Origin of the sequence: Acinetobacter amyesii, from assembly GCF_002018365.1 — a bacterium.
Classification (GTDB): Bacteria; Pseudomonadota; Gammaproteobacteria; order Pseudomonadales; family Moraxellaceae; genus Acinetobacter; species Acinetobacter amyesii.
Map to the genome: position 1 here is coordinate 119,558 of NZ_MVKX01000005.1, position 20,590 is coordinate 140,147.

Consider the following 20,590-nt stretch of genomic DNA (forward strand, 5'->3'; position numbering starts at 1 on the left):
CCATATTAAAAAAATTACACATCCTTTTTATAATTTTTATTCATTTGAGAATTAAAAATAATGAAGTCGATTATTTCTTCTACTCTTCTATTCATTTCATTAATCTTGGTTTCACTACACCAGATAAGTTGGGCAAAAAATATAACTCTTTATACTGGCTCACCGTATCATATTGACCAAAATCATATCCTCTACTTTAATATTTCCAATATGCCCGAAGGCATCATTGCTGCGCAGATTGACCTAAATCAAATTTTTCCAAATATAAATACTAACGTGCTAAAGGGCAAAAATTATGATTTCAATAAGAATCAAATTGAAATCATTAGTTATCAAGGCTTACCAATAGTTATTAATTTCTCAATCAATACTAAAAACAAGAATATTGAAAATTCAACCTATTTTTCTATTTCTAAAGGACAAAAAAATTCTTTATCAAAACCAATCAATATTAAATCCCACCCTTATTCCATGGAAAAATTAAATCATTTTGAACAGATTTTTTATAAAGATAATTCTCATTTATTGAAAAAGAATTTAGCTGATGAGCCATATTTAATAAATCTATTCATGTTCCATGCAGCAATAAATAATTTTGCTGATATGAATGATTTTTTCCAAAATGCGATAAAGAACCTGACACAGAAAAATGATATTGATAATTATGAAAAAGCCAAAAATTTGTATCTTGAATATTTAAATTTTGGTGAAAACAATGAATTTTATGATACCACCTTAATTATGGCGGCAATCGAGCACACAGATATTTCTTTCATCAAAAAAATGAAGCTTAGAAAAATAAATGAACTTGTAGTAGATGAAGTTGAACCACAAACATATTATTTCACTAGATGCTCCCCATTAGGTAAAGCTATTCGCCTAAATCAATATCAGATAATTTCTTATTTACTTGAAAAAGGCGCTTCAACCGAAATCGTGTGTATTTCTAAATTTAATGAAGAACAATCAGCATTAGCTCTTGCAGAACAATATAAAAATAAAAAAGTTATTAAATTAATTAATTCAACTTTGAAGCCCAAATAGGACTTGTAATGAATTAAGAGATCTTCTTTATATAAAGTCTTTCCAGTTCAAATCAGTGCCATTTAAGGCTATAATTGCTCTAAATTTTTGTATATTTCCCGTTTTTTCATTATGAGCAAACACGATTCTTCGCTTTCAAAAGATCAGTACAACCTACTGAAATCTTTTAAAAAGCAAATTACGAATCCACATTCCTCAACGATTGCTAAACAGCCTGAGCCAACGCCAAAGACTGTTGAACAAGAGCAGGAAGAAGACTTCGCGCTTTTCCAAAAGCAAATGCAAGGTGTTCAAAAAATGAATGCAGGAAATACTGCAAAAATGGAAAAAGTGGGTCGTAAAAAACCTGATGCGCAAACCTTGGCTAAACGTGCTGCTGCAATTGGTCCTATGGAAACAGATGATGCATTACTTTCTGATACGCAAGCGATGCTCAACCCTGTTGCCAGTCAAGCGGCCTTAAGCTATCGCATTGCAACCTTACAGCATAAAGTTTTTGAAGATTTAAAAGCTGGCAATCTACGTTGGTTCGAAGCAGTCGACTTACACGGTTGCACTGTAGAAGAAGCTCGTTCGGCTGTGTTGCAAATCATTCAAATGGCGAAAGATGACAATCAAAACGTCATTAAAATTGTGCATGGCAAAGGGCCAGAAGCAATTTTAAAAACTTATGTAAATAGTTGGTTACGTCAACATCGTGATGTATTGGCATTTGTGAGCGCCCCAGAAAAACAAGGCGGTACAGGTGCTGTACTGGTTCTGCTTAAACGTGCAGAAAAGAACCCACAGTTTAAACAATAATCGGATTTAACTCCAAAAGAAGGCATTGTAATAGTTTTCTGCTACAATGCCGTCCTTGTTCAATCTCTCAGTGTAAGTGAACACGTCTTATGTCTATGCAGCAATCCTACGCAAATATCCTAACTGCCGTTGGTGAAGATCTGAATCGCCCAGGTCTTAAAGATACGCCTATGCGTGCTGCTAAAGCTTTTTCATATCTTACCTCTGGTTATAGCCAGACACTTGAAGAAGTGACCAACAATGCGGTTTTCCCATCCGATAACCGTGAAATGGTCTTAGTTAAGAATATTGAATTCTATTCTTTGTGTGAGCACCATTTATTGCCTTTTTATGGCCGTGTACATATTGCTTATCTCCCAGAAGGCAATGTTTTAGGTTTATCAAAATTTGCACGTATTACAGAAATGTTTGCCCGTCGCTTACAAATTCAGGAAAACCTCACTCAGCAGATCGCTGAAGCTGTGGCTGAAGTGACTGGTGCACGTGGTGTTGCTGTGGTGATTGATTCAGCTCACATGTGCATGATGATGCGTGGTGTTGGTAAACAAGAATCTACAACTCGTACCGTTTCATTTGTCGGTGACTTTAAAACCAATAAAGAAGAACGCCGTGAATTCTTAAGTGCTGTGCCTGAAAGCTATTAATAGAACATTGAGCGTCAGCTCTTTAAAAAAGCCTCAAACTCTTGAGGCTTTTTTTATTTGTGTTTTAATGTCGCAAATCGTTTGCTTTGATAGCAACGTACGAATTTCAGGATGAATCATGTCAAATGTATATATTGCCGGTCAGGGTATAGCACAAGCCAAACACAGCATAGACTTCCCTCGCCCAGACCGTTTGGTTCAGGGCAATCCCAAACGTGAAACTACAAGCCTGTATGCACACCCCAATATGGACTGCGGGATTTGGCAATGTGAAGTTGGCGCATGGAATATTGTTTTTGCACCGAACAAACAAGAGTTTTTTACAATCCTTGAAGGTTTAGTACGTATTCATGATCAACAAGGCGGGTATATCGAAGTTTCCGCTGGCCAAGCGGGCATTATTCCCCCATCGTTTCAGGGCAAGTTTGAAGTTGTTGAAGCCGTCAAAAAATACTATGTAGTTGTCGAAGTTTAAATTACGGTACATCTCGCATAAAGCGTATTTCCCCATAAAAAAACTCCCACATATGGGAGTTTTTTATTCTCAGAATGAATTAGATATACGACAAATGCTTTGTGACTTGAATACAGTTTCGACCATTATTTTTTGCCGCATACAGCGCATGATCAGCTGCATCTAAGAAGCGCTGATAATCAGGATGACCATCATACTGCACACAACCAATGCTTACGGTAAAACTAAATTGCTGACCTTGTGCCGTTCGGATCAAGCCCTTTTCAATATATTGGCGAATATTTTCTGCAATTTTCATCGCACGGTTTACACCAGTATCAACCAAGAGTAATAAAAACTCTTCCCCACCGATACGGAATGCATAATCGCTACCTTGACTATAACGCTGTAAGGCTTCGGCAATAAATTTGAGCGCAAGATCACCTGCCGCATGACCAAACTTATCATTGATCATTTTGAAATAATCCGCGTCAAAGGCGAGCAAAGACAACGGTGTTTCATTTTGCCGCGCAAAGGTAATTTCACGTGAAATAATCGTACTGAGATAACGACGGTTTAGGAGTTGAGTCAAAGAATCATTGCCAGACTCAATATATTCAGCCACTTGAAATAGTTGATCAACTAGATGCTGAATTTCACGGTTCAATTCACGAATCTGTTGAATCAACTGTTGCAGCTGATCTTTTTCCGTCATCTGCATCGTTTGCTGGGTTAATTGATCCACTTCATAAATTCGGTCAATAATCAGTTGAACCTGATCTGAACCTGAAAAAGCATATGCCGCTTTATGAATGAACCATAGCCCAAACTCTGATTTTGAAAATAAGGGATGATAAAAACCGACATTGCCCGAAAAGATTTTAAACATCAGTTCATTTTCCCAATCGAGTAATGAACCCCGTTGTTTATCTTTATGTACTGCCACATCTTGCATCGCTGAAAATAAGCGATAATTGTGTTTTGTTTCTTGGTTTTTTTCCGTATTGATCTCATAAGATCGGCACATAATTTCTGTGCTGAACCCCATAATTTGCACAATATAACTGCACATATGGAGAATATTTTGCGTTTGGTTTAGCTCTAAAATTTCAAATACTTTACGTTCTATTTCACGTACACCACGCATGATAAACCATGACGGAATACCAACACGCGCATGTACCATTCCAACTTTCTGCTGTCTTTTGACTGAGCTTTCAAATTCACCATTCAGTGCGACATTAAACGTTTCTAACAACCATTTTCTTAAGGTGTCGATAAGCCTTTTTTGAATGATATCGTCTTTAAAAAATTCAGCTGACTCTGGCTCACGTGACATTTGTTCATAAAAAACAGTAACTAAATGTTCAACATGCCTTTGGATAAATTGCAATGCTGCAAGATGTTCATTTTCAGTATATTGATCACAAATATCTTTCCAAGTCTGACTTAGACCTGTAATACATTCTTGATTCATTCGGTGACACAAACCACAGCTATTACAAAGCTAGCAATCATACCTTGCTTTACTTACATAAAAAAACAAATTTATTTGATATTTCACATTTTATCTATCTTAAAAATTAATAGAAAAATACATAACTCAATTTCAATTTATTCCAATCTTGATCATCTTGTTGCTGATATTCATAGCCTAGTCTTAAAGCATTTTGTTGGTTGACGATATATTGTAATTCAGCATCGAGTTTCAGATTCCATTGATGTGCATCTTCCCAATACGGAAGCTCTGCCAGAACCAAACTGTTGAATTTTTCTGACCAAATATTTTGGCAACCCAATGTCGGCCCAAGGCCCACTCGCCATCCCTGATCGAGTGACTTACCGCCCTGCACTTGCATTTGAGACTGCACATAACACAAATGCGTGCGTTCTTGATTGGCCCAGCTATAACCGGATTGCGCTTTTAATTCAGCAACGCCATGTTGTTTCGTTTCGCTAAATTGACCTGCATCTACTGACACTTGCTGCCAGCCAAAATTAAAACCCCAAGTTAGCGGTGTTTTAAATGGCGTGATCGGGTTGTAAGAATTGACCGATAAAAAATCAAAATGATTGAGTTTGAATTGGTCGTCTCGATATTGGATCGAGCCATCCCAAAACATCAACTGCGTACCAATCCGAAAACCACCTTGTGGATCAATCAAGTCATGATAGGCTTCACGATGACTGAGTTCGATATATTTTTCACCTTGAACTTTGCCTACTGTGGCTGAAAAATTTCGCGCATGATGTCCATTGACTGGATCTAGACTTGGCTGTTTAGGTTCAGTCCGTTGTTTTGGTTGTGAAGACTGACTTCGTAAGGCCAAGATTTGACGCAATTTAGGCTGCGTTTCTTCCGCACTCACCTTTCGACCAATCAGCAATAAATACAGATGGTCATACGCCATTTCCAATATTTTCGCTTGCTCTGCTTCATTAAACTGAGCGAGTGCTGTCGACATGTTCGCAGGTTTAATTTCAGCGAGCTTATGTGCTTCACGTGCTAAACGATATCCATGTTGCTGCGCTTGTGACAAAAGCTGCGTTTCTAATGCAGGACGATACACCGCTGCTTGAATCAGTTGTTCATCATTGATCGCTTTAATCGTTTCAACGGGAATAGAAGCAACTTTAAACTTCTGGGTTAAATTCAGTGTCGGGCGAACCAAATCCATTAAGCCCAATAATCGATAGGCACAGTTATCGCTAGCGAAATAATAGGGAAAACTGACATTTTGCATTTCCCAAATATGTTTAACCAAATAACTGGTTTCTTGCTCGGTCAGTGCTAGCTCATATTCCCACAAATCACGACTTTCAAAATCGCCATATTCTTTCACCTTCCGGTAGTACGGCATCAAGGAATATTCGCCAGGATACTGCCCTGTTAAGCCTTTCCATGCATAAGACCAGTTATCTTCACCTGCAACTGTCGCTGCATAGTTAATGGCATAGGACACCAAATTTAGTTCTTTCTGATCTTTCGGATCGAGACGCAACAAGGTATGTCCAAACATAGAACTTGGATTACCCATAAAGTCTGTGGCGTAGATTAACGTGGCTTTATAAGGCTTAATTTTCCCAAACCATTCATCAAACTCAGGACAACTCACCACAGGTAACTGCTCTGAACGGATGGATAATTCTTGCATCAGCCACTGACTACGCGCAGGGAAACGACAACGAAAGGCTTGATTAGGTTCGGTGGCTTGAAACAGTGCAGCGACATCTGCCTCTAATTCGGCTTGAGCATTTTGACGGCCATTTTCAGCCAAAAAGTAACCTGCATAGGTAACTTCACTTTGTCCTTTATGATCTGTATATAAAAGTCGTTGCCAACTGATGTGTTCAGACAGTTTTTTTGATTGTGCAAGTTCAATATATCGTTGTAGCTCTACGGTTTTAGAGAGGTTTGGATCTACAACTTGCTGAGCATATAAGATGCTCGGAATCATAAAGGTACAAAATAAAGCAATTGATTTCATTCAGTTATATTCAAATCCATTTTTATATATTTTAGATAATAAAAAACCCTGCCGAGAGACAGGGTTTTGAAAGCATCGATTAAACGTATGCTTTAAGTACTTCATCTTTCGCCATTACGCTTTGTAATGAAGCAAGTACTTGTAGAGAAGACTGGTTTTCAGCTGAATAGATTTCAGCAAAATTTGCTTTAGACACAGCAAAGAAACGTGCTTTATCTGTTGATTGGATGTTTAAAAGCTCAGCCAAAACATTCAGGCTCTCACCTTGACCAACTGCCATATCACGAGCAAGTGATTCAGCATTTTCATTGGTAAATGTTACCGCTTGAGCAGTCACTGTACCTGTACCGCTACAACCTAAAGTACCAAAGGTAATACCAAGTAACTGGTTAGTAAAAATACCGTTGGTAGTCGCAGCTAAAATTTTAGGAATTTTACCTGATTGACCAGCCCAAACTTGAGAACCAACACCACAACCTACGTCACGGTCAGCAAAAGCAGCTGTAGAACCTAGTGCAACGACTGCAACTAAAGCTAATTTTTTTAACATAGCACTTCTCCAGGGAATTTTATTCCATTGTTTTTAATTATTAAAACATGTGTAATTTTGATTACACACCTGTAGATTAACTTGATCTTTCAGATAAGGCAAAACATTTTCATCTAAAACTTTTGGCTAAAAATAATACGTTCTTTTTCACAATTTTTTGAGCAACCAAGTACCATTTTCATCACGTTTTCCAAGAATTTTGAGTACTAAAACTAGACTGAGTAATAGCAACAAATACCAAGAACCAAGTTTCCCCCAACCGACCATATGCCATGCATCGACCTGACTTGGATATAACCAAATTTGATAAAAGGTACTGATATTTTCTGCGATCCAAATCAAAAATGCCAAAATCAACAGTATTGGTAACATGGGCAACTGAATCACATGATTTTGTAATTGAAAACTCAGCTTGGTTTTCCAAAAGATCACCACACTCCAAGCAAACAAAAACAGACGGATATCTGGCACAAAAAATTTGGTCATAAAATTCAGATATGACAAAACAGCTAAGCACAGCATATTGCCAAAACGCGGTAAGTAACTGAATGATACCTGATATAAACGTAACGAACGCGCAAAGAAACTCCCTACTGCCGAATACATAAAACCTGCAAATAATGGCACGGTCAGCAGTTTGAAAACCGCAGGCTGAGGATATTGCCATGAGGCAATATGTGGATGGGTCAAAAATATTTCCATCCCCATAGCCAGCAGATGAAACAGTGCTATGACTTTTGCTTCCGCCCAAGACTCGAGTTTTAAGTAGAGTAAACTCACTTGAATGATCAGTGCATAAAACAATAAATAGTCATAACGGAAAAAGCCAAAATATTCCTGACTTCCCATTGCTGCAGTTAATGCAAAAGCGATCAGCAGTAATATCCCAAATAAGGCAGCCGAAGCTGCCTTATAAGAGAACTCAAAACATGATTTTATAATCTTGACCACGGTTGAATCCTAAACCTATTTCCCTGAAGCCTTATAAATATTTGGCACTATATTCGTGTACCGTATCAATAAAGGCTTTCGGATTGGCTGGATCTACCCACTGAGTAATACCATGACCCAAGTTCGCCACATAACCGGTTTTTTCACCGTTGGTATATGCATCATCTAACATTGCACGCGTCGCTTTCGCGATTGCTTCAGGCGAACCATACAATGTTGCTGGGTCTAAGTTGCCTTGCAATGCTGCACGGCCTGCAACTGTTTGACGCGCCACATTTAATGGCGTAGTCCAATCTAAACCAAAGGCATCTGCACCCGTTGCAATCATTGGCTCTAACCATTGACCACCACCTTTGGTAAACAAAATCACAGGAACTTTGCGTCCATCTTTTTCACGCTGTAAACCTGCCACGATTTTTTGCATGTAGTTTAGTGAAAATTCAATGTATTCACGGTGTGCTAATGCCCCACCCCAACTATCAAAGATTTGTACAGCTTGGGCACCTGCATCAATCTGCGCATTGAGATATTCAGTCACTGCCACAGCCAAACGGTCTAATAAAGCATGCAGCACTTCAGGTTGTGCATACATCATTTGTTTCGTAAAACGGAAATCTTTGCTTGAACCGCCTTCCACCATATAGGTTGCCAATGTCCAAGGACTGCCTGAGAAACCAATCAATGGGACTTGTCCGCCCAATGCTGAACGAATCGTAGTCACAGCATTCATGACATAATCTAAGTCAGATTTGGCATTAAACTTAGGTAAATTCAGTACATCTTGTTCGGTACGTACAGTTTTATGAAACTTCGGACCTTCACCTGCTTCAAAATACAGTCCCAAACCCAACGCATCAGGTACAGTCAAAATGTCTGAAAATAAAATGGCTGCGTCTAAGTCATAACGACGCAAAGGTTGTAAAGTAACTTCACAAGCAAATTCTGTATTTTTACAAAGGGATAGGAAATCACCCGCTTTTGCCCGTGTTTCACGATACTCTGGTAAATAACGGCCAGCCTGACGCATCATCCAAACCGGAGTTGCATCTACCGGTTCACGTAATAAGGCACGCAAGAAACGATCATTTTTTAAGGTCGTCATTCACTTTCCCAACTTAATTCGATATTGGCATCATCATATCAAAAAGGTTGTAAATATAATAACTTCTCAAGCATTTAAAAACCGATCATGTTGAGTGCCAAAAATGATATTTACACAAAACAACTACTGCATCTCCACTTTTTTTCTGTAATACTTAGCCAGTTTTTAATACACAGTAAATGAATAATTCTTAAGGTTGAATTACATGTTCGTTCGCACCATGCTCGCACTGAGCCTAAGTTGCATATTTGCTGGTACAGCTATTGCCGCATCTACTGCTGAACAACCATTAACGCCAAAAAAAGTGACTAATGTTGCAGTTCAGGATCCCATTGATCCGTTAGCGACTGAAGCTTCATCTGCAACTAGCCAGATTAGCGCTCAAGAACAAGAAGATCTGAACCAAGCATCGCAAACTTTAGACAGCCTGCAACAATCAGAAGATGTTAAAGCCGACATCGGTGCTGCACCTGCTACAGCGACTGCTACAACTCCAACATCAACTTCGCCTGCTGCCAAAGTTGCTTGGGGTTTAAATGACCTAAATAATGCACAGTGGTATGACAACATTGGTAAAGGTCAGTTCCCTGTTTATGCGCGTGCGCATGTCATGCTCAATAATGCACATGCTTCACCAGGTGCAATTGATGGTACCAGTGGTAAAAATACCTTAAAGGCGATCGCTTCATTCCAACAAATGAATAGCTTGAAACCTACAGGGACTTTAACTAAAGAAACTTGGGATGCGCTGATTGCGAAACAAGGTTCTAAACCTGCATTTATTGAATACACGTTGACTGATGCAGACTTGAAAGGTCCTTATGCAGCATCGATTCCACACGACTATGCACTACAAGCAAAAATGAAAGGCTTGTACTACACACGTGTGACTGAAATGTTGGGTGAAAAATTCCATATGGACGAAGACTTTTTGAAAAAGTTGAATCCAAAAGCAACATTTAAAAAAGCTGGTGAAAAAATCTTAGTTGCGAATATTCGTAACGAAGTTCCTGAAGATATTCACTTAATCGTTGCACATAAAGGCGCGAAACAACTTTACTTGTTTAATAGCCGCAACCAAATGATCGGTTCATTCCCTGCAACAATTGGTAGTTCAGATACTCCATCACCTACAGGTACATACAAAGTTACAGGTGTTGCACCAAACCCATGGTACAGCTACTCACCGTCTAACTTTGTTCAAGGCAACAACAAAAAACCACTTTCATTACCACCTGGTCCAAATGGCCCTGTTGGTAACATCTGGATTGGCTTGAGCAAAAAATCATTCGGTATTCACGGTACACCGAACCCATCTGCTATCTCTAAAACTGCGTCACACGGTTGTATTCGTTTGACCAACTGGGATGCAAATGACTTAGGTAAGAAAGTGAAATCTGGTGTGACTGTTAAATTCTTAGAATAATTTTAGTCATATTTAAAAAAGCCTGCTTGATGCAGGCTTTTTTATAGCTTTGGATCCATGCATAACAAAAGACTCTATCCTGAATGATCGTTGCAAAAATAGGATGAATTGTCGCTAAAAAACTATATATCCCAATTTAGTTCAATCTTAAAATAGGTACATGTTCAATAATTAAGATAAGGATAAATGCCATGAATGCTTTTTTACATCCAAGTGAAAACCGCGGTCACGTAAAAATGGGCTGGCTTGAGTCTAAACACAGCTTCTCTTTTGGTAACTGGTATGACCCGAAATACATGGGCGTTAGTGCGCTTCGTGTAATTAATGATGACTTAATTGCAGCACATGAAGGTTTTGGTCAACACCCACATGACAACATGGAAATTTTGACCTGTGTGTTAAAAGGTACCATTACGCATAAAGACAGCATGGGCAACCATGGTGGCATTTCTGCGGGTGAATGGCAGCTGATGAGCGCAGGTACAGGTGTGCGCCATAGCGAAATGAACCAAGGTGATGAAGATGTGCATTTACTACAAATTTGGATCGTTCCAAATGAACGTGATGCTGAACCGACCTATCAACAAATTAAATGTGATCCACGCGATCAACCCAATCAATGGCATTTAATTGTCGGTCCAAATGACAAAGCAGCTATGCATATTCGTCAGCAAGCGGAAGTTAAATCTGCATTTATGACGAAAGGTCAATCTTTAGACATCCATGCAACACAGCATATCAACTATATTCATGTTATTTCAGGTTCAGTGCAAATTGCTGAACATAAAGTTGAAGCTGGTGGTGCAATTGCCTTCTTAGAAGATAGCCAAATTGAAGCGCTTGAAGATGCTCAAGTGATTTGGTTTGATTTACCCGAAGTTAAATAATTAAAAGCCCTCAAATGTGAGGGCTTTTTTTATGCCGCTTGGCTCAGGCGTTCACTGCGTTTATACAACCACATCAACACCAAAGTTGGAATGATAAATCCTGCAGCCACCATGATGCCATGTAGGATTGAGGCATAAGGTTCAGCAAGCATGGCCACATGTTTCATTGGAGATGTCCACGGTGACATTTGCAGCGCCAATAAGCCGATGAAACAGAGCTGCCAAGTAATGTTTTCACCTCTTTGAGCATGCTTTTTATAGGCATAAGCCAATAATATGGCAGCAAATCCAATTTCAAAGACCCAAGACCAAATGCCCCATTTCCCCCATAAGCCAAAACCTAAATATTGCTGTGCGTAAGGATACAAGGCCATATCTGCATTATGCATAGGGATATCTGCTATAAAATGCAGAAAACATGACAAGGCTGCAATGGTCGCAATATGCTTATCTTTAAACCAAAAAAATGCACCCCAAACAATCGACCAAATCACCGCCATCACCAGTGAGTGATCCCAATCAATAAACGTTAAATCAAAATATAAATATGGCAATGCTTGTAGATTCGGCGTCACTTTTTCGATGCCGATAGCAACCAATGTCCCATTGATCAGATCTAAAAAGCCAGCGCCTAAAATAATAGGCACTAATGGAACTTCTTTGTATTTGGCTTTTAGAGCCATCCCTACTGCAAAATGTCCAAAATACATCTTCAACCTCCATTTAACTGAACAATCGTTCAATTAAAAGTTAAAAAAATTTAAATTTGGCTAAGCCTTAAGGTTTAAGGCCGCCATAACATTAAGGTCTGTTGAATCAATTGCTGACGTTCATCCAATTTTGAAATATCACAGCCAATATGTAGGTCCAATAAATAAGTCAGTCCATATTGGATATTCACTGCCATAAATTGCTGTGCGGCAATGTTGAAATCCATATCGCGAATTTCATGTTGTAAAGCACGCTGCTGTAATAATGCTGTCAGCCATTGCTGACGTGACTGAAACAATTGACTAATGACATGAATTTCGCTGAGTTGCATGTTTTCACTTTCACGCAAAATCACCTTGAGCAGTGCTTTATTATTTGAGAAAAGCTGCACACATAATTCGCACAACGTATGCAGAACTTTCTCGAGCGGTGAATGCTCTAAGTCTTGGTTAAATTGATTTAACTGTGTCAGCGCTTGTTGCACACCTTGAGTCAGTAACACATTCAAGATTTGCTGTTTGCCTTGTGGAAAGTGGTGATACAAAATGCCGTCAGATAAACCGACTTTACGTGCCAATGCCCGAATAGAGGTTTTGCTATAGCCCTGCTCTGAAAAGAGTAGCAAGGCATTATCGAGGAGTTTTTGACGAGTTTCTAAAGCTTGATCGGCACGGGACATAGTTTGACTGCGACTACTAAATTAACTGAACAAATGTTCAGTAAAATATTAAACCGATCTTTTCATTTTCGCAAATCTTAAATTAGATTCACCATAGTTTGCATGTGTCTTCAATTAACGAAGAAAAAAAATAGAAGAAATAAAAGTATCTGTATGCATCTCTAAATCGTTCCAATAAAAAAACCTCTATCAAAGCCATTTTGCTTTAACAGAGGTTTTCGCTTGTTGGATTTTGATTAGAAACTAAAGCCAATATTTAAATTGACACGGTACATCCATTTATCACTATTTTCAGAAGTTGCAGACGTAAAGCCTGTGCCATTGGTCGCCCCACCGATAATATTGGCATTTTTGCCCCAGGTATAATCTGCCCAGACCATAAATGGTGTAGCGATAAACATCGCACCTGTCGTGTTCATTTGCGAAGCTGCCCAATCACTGCGTTCTTTGTCTAAATAACTATAATCATTATAAAAACGAATGGCTTTTAATTTCCCCATATTTTGCACAGGTAAGGTATAGGCAATATTTAAACTTGAAACCGTCCCTTCAGAGGCAATGAAATACGCAGGTGTTAAGCCATTCGCACCCATTAATGTCATATCATCATTTACACCTTCTGGGTTTTCAGCATCATATTGATAATGAATCACGGAGGACTGTACATTCCAGCGCTGATAATTGCTGTTGCTATGCAAACCAGCCGCATAGTAACTACCATCTTTTTGCGTGGTTTTATTGTGTAATTGCGCAGCCGCACCTGAAAGTCCAATTTCATGTTTACCCACTTGATCGTTGCCAAATTTGCGCACAATACGAGTATTCAACTGATTCTGTTTTTCATTTTGATAAGCGGCTTGAAATGGCAAGTGATTTTCAGAAAGATCATCATAAGTTGCCGACTCCGGTGAATAACGCAAATTGGTTTCTAGCATGCGTGGGTAGTAACCGACTTTGATATCCCACTCTGGATTATTGTAATTCCAGTTCAGGCCCGGCGCAGCGTTATTGCCATAACCGAGAAAGAACGGAATATGATAGGTCCAGCCATTTTGTGGATAGGGATAGAGCGCAAATGGTTTATACACAAAACCTGCTTCAATACTGTTGTTTTTATTCAGGTTATACCCGACATAGGCCTTTTCAATGGACATCATTTCCTGATCTTGAATCAAATAACTGGCATTTAAATAAGCATCATCCGACTTGCCTTTTAAATCTAAACGGAAAATATCGAAGTCTAATTTTCCAAAACCACGTTTATCACTGGCATCCCATTGTTCATAACGATGATTGAAACGAACTACACCCCCAACTTTAAAACTATGCGCCCCGTCTTCACTTTTCCACTCGAGCGGATCATCTTTAGCCTGCGTCGTTGCGAAGCTATTACATAGCAAGAGCATCGCAACCGATACAACCTTAGGATTGAGAAAAATATTATTATTCATGTTGATTTCCTTATACCTTAAAGTTTTATATATAAAACTTTGTTTGTTTTGAATTTCGGCTAAAAAAATTATGCAATGTCTTGCAAATTTTCACTGACCTTCACTTCGGTAATTAAATTTTCAAAAGAGAAAACTTGCTGTAATTCTTGCTCTGTCATCAATCCTTGTGACAGTACAACCTCTTGAATGGTTTTATTTTCTGCAATACATTGCTTACCAATCGCATCACAGCGCTCATGTCCTAATATCGGATCAAGTAAAGTCACGATGCCCACGCTACGCATCACCATGTCATAGGCTTGTTGTTCATTCACCTGAATGCCTGCAAAACATTTTTCATTCAAGGTATGAATGCCTTCCACCAATAATTGAATCGACTCGTTGAGTGACAATGCAATGACCGGCTCCATGACATTTAACTGAAGTTGCCCCGCCTCTGCTGCCATAGTGATGGTTAAATCATTGCCCATGACCTTAAACGCGATTTGGTTCACGACTTCTGGAATAACTGGATTGACTTTGGCTGGCATGATCGATGAACCTGCCTGCAGTTCTGGCAGTCGGATTTCAGCCAAACCTGTACGTGGTCCTGAACTCAATAAACGTAAGTCATTACAGATTTTTGATAGCTTACAAGCCAAGCGTTTCAAGGTACTTGAAATAATAATAAATACGCCGCAATCACTGGTCGCTTCGATATAATCTTCCGCGCCTTTAAACGATAAGCCGGTCAATTGGCTGAGGTTTTCGGTAATACGATGTGCGTATCCGACTGGGGAGTTCACACCTGTACCAATCGCTGTTGCGCCCAGATTAATTTCCAAGAGTAATTGACGCATCTGATCGATCAAATGTAGATCTTCATTTAATAATGTGGCAAAGGCACTGAACTCTTGCCCAACGGTCATCGGCACCGCATCTTGCAATTGGGTACGGCCCATTTTTAAGGCAAATTTATATTCGTCTGCTTTGAGTCGAATGGTGCTTACTAAGCCTGTCAGTCCCTGTAATAAATCATCCAAGCGTTGATACAAACTGATTCGTAACGCTGTCGGATAAACATCATTGGTCGATTGCGATTTATTTACATGATCGTTGGGATGCAACTCACGATAATTGCCTTTGTTCAGTCCCAAGAATTCCAAACCAATATTGGCAATCACCTCGTTACAGTTCATGTTGACCGAGGTACCTGCTCCTCCCTGATAAACATCAATGGGAAAGGATTCCGCCCATTTTTCAGGATGCTCAATCAATTGATCGGCACCATATTCGATAGCTGCAAGTTGCTGTGCGCTAATACGCTGAAAATGAAAGTTGGTTTGAGCTGCCGCTTTTTTAACAAAACCTAAGGCACGAATAAAGTGCGGTGACTGTCCAATTTTCACATTGGAGATTTGAAAATTTTCGATGGCTCTGAGGGTATGAATACCATAATACGCATCGACAGGAACTTCTTTCGCTCCCAATAAATCATGCTCTATCCTTGTTTGCATTTGCTCGCACCTATATGGCCTGAATTGAGTTTATTCTGATTCAAACTTTGTGCAATCCTCCATTTTGGAAAATTGCACCCTTTATGCTTCATACTTGCTTAAAACGCTTTATCTAAATAATTAGTACAATTTCTTCTGCGGTGGACCTGCAAATTTCAACGGGCCAATAGCATTCATATCTAGTTCAATCACTGCTGGGCCATTCAGATCAATCGCTTCTTGAATTGCGGTTTTAAATTCGTCTGCACTGCCCACTTTCCAGCTCTTCACGCCCATCGACTCGCCCAATAAACGGTAGTCTGGAGTGTGCAATTCATTGAAGTACTGACGGCCGCCAAAGTAGTTATTTTGAATACCGCGCATCACGCCATAACCACCATCGTTCATGATCATCAGCACCATGTCGGTGTTTTCTTGCGCCATGGTGGCAATTTCACCAATACCCAGCATCAAGCCACCATCACCCACTAAGCCCACAACTTTTTTGTCTGGGTTAGCAATCGATGAACCAATTGCGTGTGCAAGACCAAGGCCGATTGCACCTGCCAATGAGTGAATGTTTTTATTAGGGCTTTGTACAGGGAACAAACGGCTGCCCCACGTACTGCCTGACATGGTGATGTCACGAACAAAAATCCCGTCTTCAGGCAATGCAGCGCGCAAGTGATCGCAAATCAATGCGTATTGATCCATTTGCGTACGCAGCGCATCTACCGCATGTTCACGAGCGGCCTTAATGTCTGCATCATAGCCAGCATCAATTTTGTTCACGCCATTTAAAGCGCTGAGTACACGTGCAAAAGTATCTTTGGTATCTGCACAGACAAATTGAGAAACCTTATAGTTACGCTGCTGCGCCACTGGGTTGGCGTCAATCTGAATAATATTTTCAGGGAACTCTACTGAATAGGTTTTGGTTTCATTACTGCGTAAACGTGAGCCTGCAACAATGAATAAGTCTGCCTCTTTCATCAGCTTTTCAACGGCTGCTGAGTTATGGAATGCACGTAAACTACGTGGATGATCATCTGCCAGCACCCCGCGAGCATGGGTTGATGACACCACAGGAATACCCAAATCTGCAAGCGCTTTCACTTCTGCCACTGCATTTAACGCACCACCACCAATCCAAACCAATGGACGCTTAGCGTTCTTCAATGCATCTGCAATCATGGCAATTTCAGTATCTTCCGCTTGCGGCAATTGCATGGCTTTTACAGGGCCAAGATTCACTGGCAAATCAATTTCAGCGGCTTGCACATCAATTGGAATTTCTACACTTACTGGACCCATTGGCACAGTCGTCGCAACGCGGATTGCTTCACGAATTACACCAACTGCATTGTCTGGACTAGTAATACGAAAAGCCGCTTTGCTCGATGCTTTTAAGAAGGTTAACTGGTCTTTGGTTTCATGAATAAAGCTGGCATCGCGGTCTAAATATTCACGTTCGACTTGACCAGTTAAATGCAGCACTGGACTGCCCGCATTCATTGCTTCAATCAATGAGCCCACAGCATTACCAGCTCCTGCACCCGTACTGGTCAGCGCTACACCTAAACCTTTAAAGCGTGCATGTGCGTCTGCCATAGTGACAGAACCTGCTTCACCACGCGCTGCAACAAAGCGCATTTTTTCACGGCGGCCTACGGCATCTGCAATAGGCAAGTTGTGAATAGAAATCACGCCATACATGCTGTCTACATTATGCTGTTCTAATACTCGAGCGATTGCTTCGCCTACATTTACACGTTCAGTCATTGTACTTTCCTTAAATTCTTGAATTTTTGATTACTAATTTTTTTGAGTCTGCTAGTCCGACCATGGATTGGCTTGCTCGTTTAAACCCAGATAAATACTTTTTTGCTGCATATACGACAAGATACCGAGACGGCCTTTTTCACGGCCAATTCCACTGTCTTTAAAGCCGCCAAATGGTGCGCTGATGGAGAATTTTTTATAGGTGTTAATCCACACCGTACCGACTTCCAGTAAACGGGCAATTTTCCATGCTTTACGGTAGCTTTCTGTCCAAATGCCTGCGGCTAAACCAAAACAGCTATCGTTGGCTTGTTCAAATAAGTCTTTTTCATTGTCGTATGGCATAACGACCAATACAGGGCCAAAAATTTCTTCTTGGCAGGTTTGCGCGCTGTTGCTCAAACCCGTAATAATCGTAGGCTTATAGAAGCTACCCTTGGCAAATTCACCTTCTGTAATTGCTTCACCGCCTGTAACTACCGTACCGCCTTCAGCTTTGGCTAATTCCACATAACGGTGCACAGACTCCAAATGCTTTTGGTTAATGAGTGAACCCATATGCACATTGGGCTGTTCAGGATGCCCTACACGTAAACCTTCAGTGATTTCCACCAAACGCTTTAAAAATTCGTCATAAATGGAAGCGTGAATAAATAGACGCGAACCTGCAATACACGCCTGACCTGCCGAACTGAAAATACCGTAAGCAATGCCTTTGGCTGCTATTTCAATATCTGCATCTGGCAATACAATCGTTGGCGATTTCCCACCTAACTCTAAAGACGTGGTAATCAACTTTTCTGCGGCAATATGTGCCAAGTGACGGCCAGTCGATGTACCGCCGGTAAAGGAAATTTTTCGAACTAAAGGATGTTGAGCAATAGCATCACCAATCACTGAACCGCGTCCAACCAGCACACTTAAAATCCCTTTTGGTAAGCCTGCTTCTTCAAAGATTTTAGCCAACTCCAAAGCAATTAATGATGTCGCTTCGGCTGGTTTTAAAATCACCGCGTTACCTGCGGCAATGGCTGGTGCCAATTTTTGCACTTCACTGGCAATTGGCGAATTCCAAGGGGTAATCGCTGCTACCACACCCACAGGTTCATGCACGCTCATGGTCAAAAAGTCAGATGCACGCTGCGTGGTCAATTCTTCATTAAACGTTTCGCAGGCTGCGGCATTAAAGCGTGCCGTTGCTGCTGCACTCATGACCAAGGCACGTGTTTCCGCTAAAGGCTTGCCGTTGTCACGGGTTTGCAATTTAGATAATTCATCTGCTCGGGCCTCAATAATATCAGCGACGCGGTACAAAATTTTTGCGCGCTCATGCGGCAAAGAATTACGCCACTCTGGCTTACGCCATGCTTGATCGGCCTTTGTAATCGCTTCTTCAACATCTTCTAATGTTGCGGTAGATATTTCCGCATTGACTGAATTGTCTGCTGGAAAAACACTTTGAATCACGTTGCCGCGGCCTAAACGCCATTCACCTGCAATATAAATTTCTTTAACCATGGCACTCACCAAATTCCTTTTAAATCTGAATCGCATCTACGCTGTTGCGGCATGCACGGATCACGCTCAATGCTGCCAATGTTGATGTTTTGGGATTGCTCTCCAAAGGCACACCAATCATTTCAATACTCATTTGACCAAACCGCCCTTGGGCAATAATGGTATGTTTGTTTTGGTTAATATGTGGATCGACCGTTAGCTCAACCATGGTTTCATCCATGCCGATACCCGCCAATGCAATGGTGGCAGCCACGTTGGCATTGGCTGGAAAATGCAATGCCGCTTCACGCGCAGTACCGGTATAAAAAATGGTGGCTTCAGTCACTTGATCTAAATCAATGAGTTTTTCTGCATAACTGCCACGCCAGCTGTTTGGACTTTTGCAACCTTTATAAGTGACCTTTTCCAAGCCACCTTCTTTGGCCGCTGAAATGCCGTCAATCCCTGCAATCGCACCTGCCAGTAAATGAATGTGTGCGCCCGAATGTTCAGCGGTATTTTGTAACTCTTCAAAGAAAGCGCTGTCAGCCAATGTCCCTACAGAGATCAAGCCAATATTCCAGCCTTTTTCCAGCACTTTTGCCGCGTGTTCTTTCACCGCAGCTTGACCCGCTACTTCAATCACATAGTCGGGCGTGCCATCACAGTCGTCGATATCGGAAATGACTTGCACATCTGCGGCAAGCGCGTCCTGTACACTGGCAATACTGCGTTCTGGTACCACTACCCATTTCAATTCAAGGTCTTTGGGCAAATGGCTGCGAACCTCATTGGCCATTGCGCCAAAACCAATCATCATCAGCTGTTTCATATGACCACCTTATAAATGCTTGTTAAAGCCGCCAGAAACATCGATTGCGGAACCTGTGGTATACGACGCCATTGGCGATGCCAAGAACACCAAAGCACGCGCGGGCTCTTCAGGTTTACCTAACCGCTCCATTGGAATACCGCGTTTTTTTGCAATATTGCCAATCCATTCTTCCCACGTTTGCTTCTGATCAGAACGGTCAGCAAAGCGGCGTTTCCACTGTGCAGATTCCACCATGCCCAATAAAATAGAGTTCACGCGGATGTTGTACTGAGAGAATTCATGCGCCAATGAATGGGTTAAATTCAGCAAAGCTGCACGTGCAGAAGAAGTTGCAATCATGTGCGGTTCAGGCTGCAACGCCAGCAAAGAATTAACATTGGTAATCGATGCACACTCTGACTGCTGCAATGCCGGCAAAAATGCGCGGATAGGATGCAGCACACTGAAATATTTCAATTCAACTTCTTTAAGCCAATCTTCATCCGCAGTATTTTCAAAGTTCGAAACCCGACCTTGGCCTGCGTTATTAATTAGAATGTCCACACCGCCAAATTCGTTTTGCACCTGATCTGCAAATTTTTTGACATCGTTTTTATCTAAAACATTGCAAGTTGAAGTTAAAACTTTGGCATTTGGATAGCGCGATAAAATCAGTGCTTTAGAATCATTTAAACGCTGTTCATCACGGCCGCACCATGCCACAAGCGCGCCTTCCGCTACTAAAAGCTCTACCGTTGCCAGTCCAATGCCAGACGAGCCGCCGGTGACTACTGTTTTTTTTCCTTCTAATTGGAAGCTCATTTCCCTATCTCA

At 40.7% G+C, this 20,590-nt stretch carries 19 protein-coding genes; 6 read left to right on the forward strand and 13 right to left on the reverse strand.

All coding sequences use genetic code 11. The features are described 5' to 3' along the window. Window positions 1-60 precede the first annotated feature (60 nt). From B1202_RS09055 to B1202_RS09070, 4 genes are all read left to right on the forward strand, one after another. On the forward strand, window positions 61-1,044 hold the full coding sequence (locus B1202_RS09055; RefSeq protein ID WP_078190269.1) for a hypothetical protein: 984 nt from the start codon (window positions 61-63) through the stop codon (window positions 1,042-1,044). A 111-nt stretch (window positions 1,045-1,155) separates the two neighbouring features. Next, window positions 1,156-1,845 carry a Smr/MutS family protein gene (locus B1202_RS09060; protein WP_078190270.1) on the forward strand — a complete coding sequence of 230 codons (690 nt, stop codon included), beginning with the start codon at window positions 1,156-1,158 and terminating at the stop codon, window positions 1,843-1,845. A 95-nt stretch (window positions 1,846-1,940) separates the two neighbouring features. Continuing rightward, window positions 1,941-2,489 carry a GTP cyclohydrolase I FolE gene (folE, locus tag B1202_RS09065; protein ID WP_171262632.1) on the forward strand — a complete coding sequence of 183 codons (549 nt, stop codon included), beginning with the start codon at window positions 1,941-1,943 and terminating at the stop codon, window positions 2,487-2,489. A 118-nt stretch (window positions 2,490-2,607) separates the two neighbouring features. Beyond that, window positions 2,608-2,964 (forward strand): cupin domain-containing protein, encoded by a 357-nt coding sequence (locus B1202_RS09070; RefSeq protein WP_078190272.1) that lies wholly within the window; start codon window positions 2,608-2,610, stop codon window positions 2,962-2,964. Window positions 2,965-3,043: 79 nt separating this feature from the next. Here the strand turns inward: B1202_RS09070 and B1202_RS09075 are convergent, their stop codons facing one another. The 5 genes from B1202_RS09075 to hemE form a co-directional block, all read right to left on the reverse strand. After that, window positions 3,044-4,420 carry a diguanylate cyclase gene (locus B1202_RS09075; RefSeq protein WP_078190273.1) on the reverse strand — a complete coding sequence of 459 codons (1,377 nt, stop codon included), beginning with the start codon at window positions 4,418-4,420 and terminating at the stop codon, window positions 3,044-3,046. Window positions 4,421-4,526: 106 nt separating this feature from the next. Next, window positions 4,527-6,401, reverse strand: a complete 1,875-nt coding sequence (locus tag B1202_RS09080) for a DUF4105 domain-containing protein (RefSeq protein WP_416202524.1) — start codon at window positions 6,399-6,401, stop codon at window positions 4,527-4,529. Window positions 6,402-6,510: 109 nt separating this feature from the next. After that, entirely contained in the window at window positions 6,511-6,981 is a 471-nt protein-coding gene (locus B1202_RS09085) for a DUF3015 family protein (RefSeq protein ID WP_078190276.1), read from the reverse strand. Window positions 6,982-7,128: 147 nt separating this feature from the next. After that, the gene (locus tag B1202_RS09090; RefSeq protein WP_228145156.1) at window positions 7,129-7,923 is read right to left on the reverse strand and encodes a DUF817 family protein; all 795 of its coding nucleotides are present in this window, start codon (window positions 7,921-7,923) and stop codon (window positions 7,129-7,131) included. A gap of 40 nt (window positions 7,924-7,963) precedes the next feature. After that, on the reverse strand, window positions 7,964-9,034 hold the full coding sequence (gene hemE / locus B1202_RS09095; RefSeq protein ID WP_078190279.1) for a uroporphyrinogen decarboxylase: 1,071 nt from the start codon (window positions 9,032-9,034) through the stop codon (window positions 7,964-7,966). Between the two features lie 205 nt (window positions 9,035-9,239). Between hemE and B1202_RS09100 the strand changes: the two genes are divergently transcribed. Then, window positions 9,240-10,460, forward strand: coding sequence for a L,D-transpeptidase family protein (locus B1202_RS09100; protein WP_078190280.1), 1,221 nt, complete (start codon window positions 9,240-9,242; stop codon window positions 10,458-10,460). A 191-nt stretch (window positions 10,461-10,651) separates the two neighbouring features. Then, a complete protein-coding gene (locus tag B1202_RS09105) occupies window positions 10,652-11,347 on the forward strand; it encodes a pirin family protein (protein WP_078190282.1) in 696 nt (231 codons plus the stop codon). A 29-nt stretch (window positions 11,348-11,376) separates the two neighbouring features. Here the strand turns inward: B1202_RS09105 and B1202_RS09110 are convergent, their stop codons facing one another. From B1202_RS09110 to B1202_RS09145, 8 genes are all read right to left on the reverse strand, one after another. Further along, the gene (locus B1202_RS09110; protein ID WP_078190283.1) at window positions 11,377-12,057 is read right to left on the reverse strand and encodes a hypothetical protein; all 681 of its coding nucleotides are present in this window, start codon (window positions 12,055-12,057) and stop codon (window positions 11,377-11,379) included. A 74-nt stretch (window positions 12,058-12,131) separates the two neighbouring features. Then, window positions 12,132-12,737 carry a TetR/AcrR family transcriptional regulator gene (locus B1202_RS09115; protein WP_078190285.1) on the reverse strand — a complete coding sequence of 202 codons (606 nt, stop codon included), beginning with the start codon at window positions 12,735-12,737 and terminating at the stop codon, window positions 12,132-12,134. 236 nt (window positions 12,738-12,973) lie between these two features. Continuing rightward, window positions 12,974-14,143 carry a hypothetical protein gene (locus B1202_RS09120; RefSeq protein WP_078190445.1) on the reverse strand — a complete coding sequence of 390 codons (1,170 nt, stop codon included), beginning with the start codon at window positions 14,141-14,143 and terminating at the stop codon, window positions 12,974-12,976. Window positions 14,144-14,256: 113 nt separating this feature from the next. Next, a complete protein-coding gene (locus B1202_RS09125) occupies window positions 14,257-15,684 on the reverse strand; it encodes an aspartate ammonia-lyase (protein ID WP_078190286.1) in 1,428 nt (475 codons plus the stop codon). A 120-nt stretch (window positions 15,685-15,804) separates the two neighbouring features. After that, complete coding sequence (locus B1202_RS09130; protein ID WP_078190287.1) at window positions 15,805-17,445, reverse strand: thiamine pyrophosphate-binding protein; 1,641 nt, start codon at window positions 17,443-17,445, stop codon at window positions 15,805-15,807. Between the two features lie 51 nt (window positions 17,446-17,496). Next, window positions 17,497-18,963: an aldehyde dehydrogenase gene (locus B1202_RS09135; RefSeq protein WP_078190288.1), complete on the reverse strand. Its 1,467-nt coding sequence runs from the start codon at window positions 18,961-18,963 to the stop codon at window positions 17,497-17,499. Between the two features lie 19 nt (window positions 18,964-18,982). Next, window positions 18,983-19,774: an aspartate dehydrogenase gene (locus B1202_RS09140; protein ID WP_078190290.1), complete on the reverse strand. Its 792-nt coding sequence runs from the start codon at window positions 19,772-19,774 to the stop codon at window positions 18,983-18,985. A 9-nt stretch (window positions 19,775-19,783) separates the two neighbouring features. Further along, window positions 19,784-20,578 carry an SDR family oxidoreductase gene (locus tag B1202_RS09145; RefSeq protein WP_078190292.1) on the reverse strand — a complete coding sequence of 265 codons (795 nt, stop codon included), beginning with the start codon at window positions 20,576-20,578 and terminating at the stop codon, window positions 19,784-19,786. Window positions 20,579-20,590: the final 12 nt, after the last annotated feature.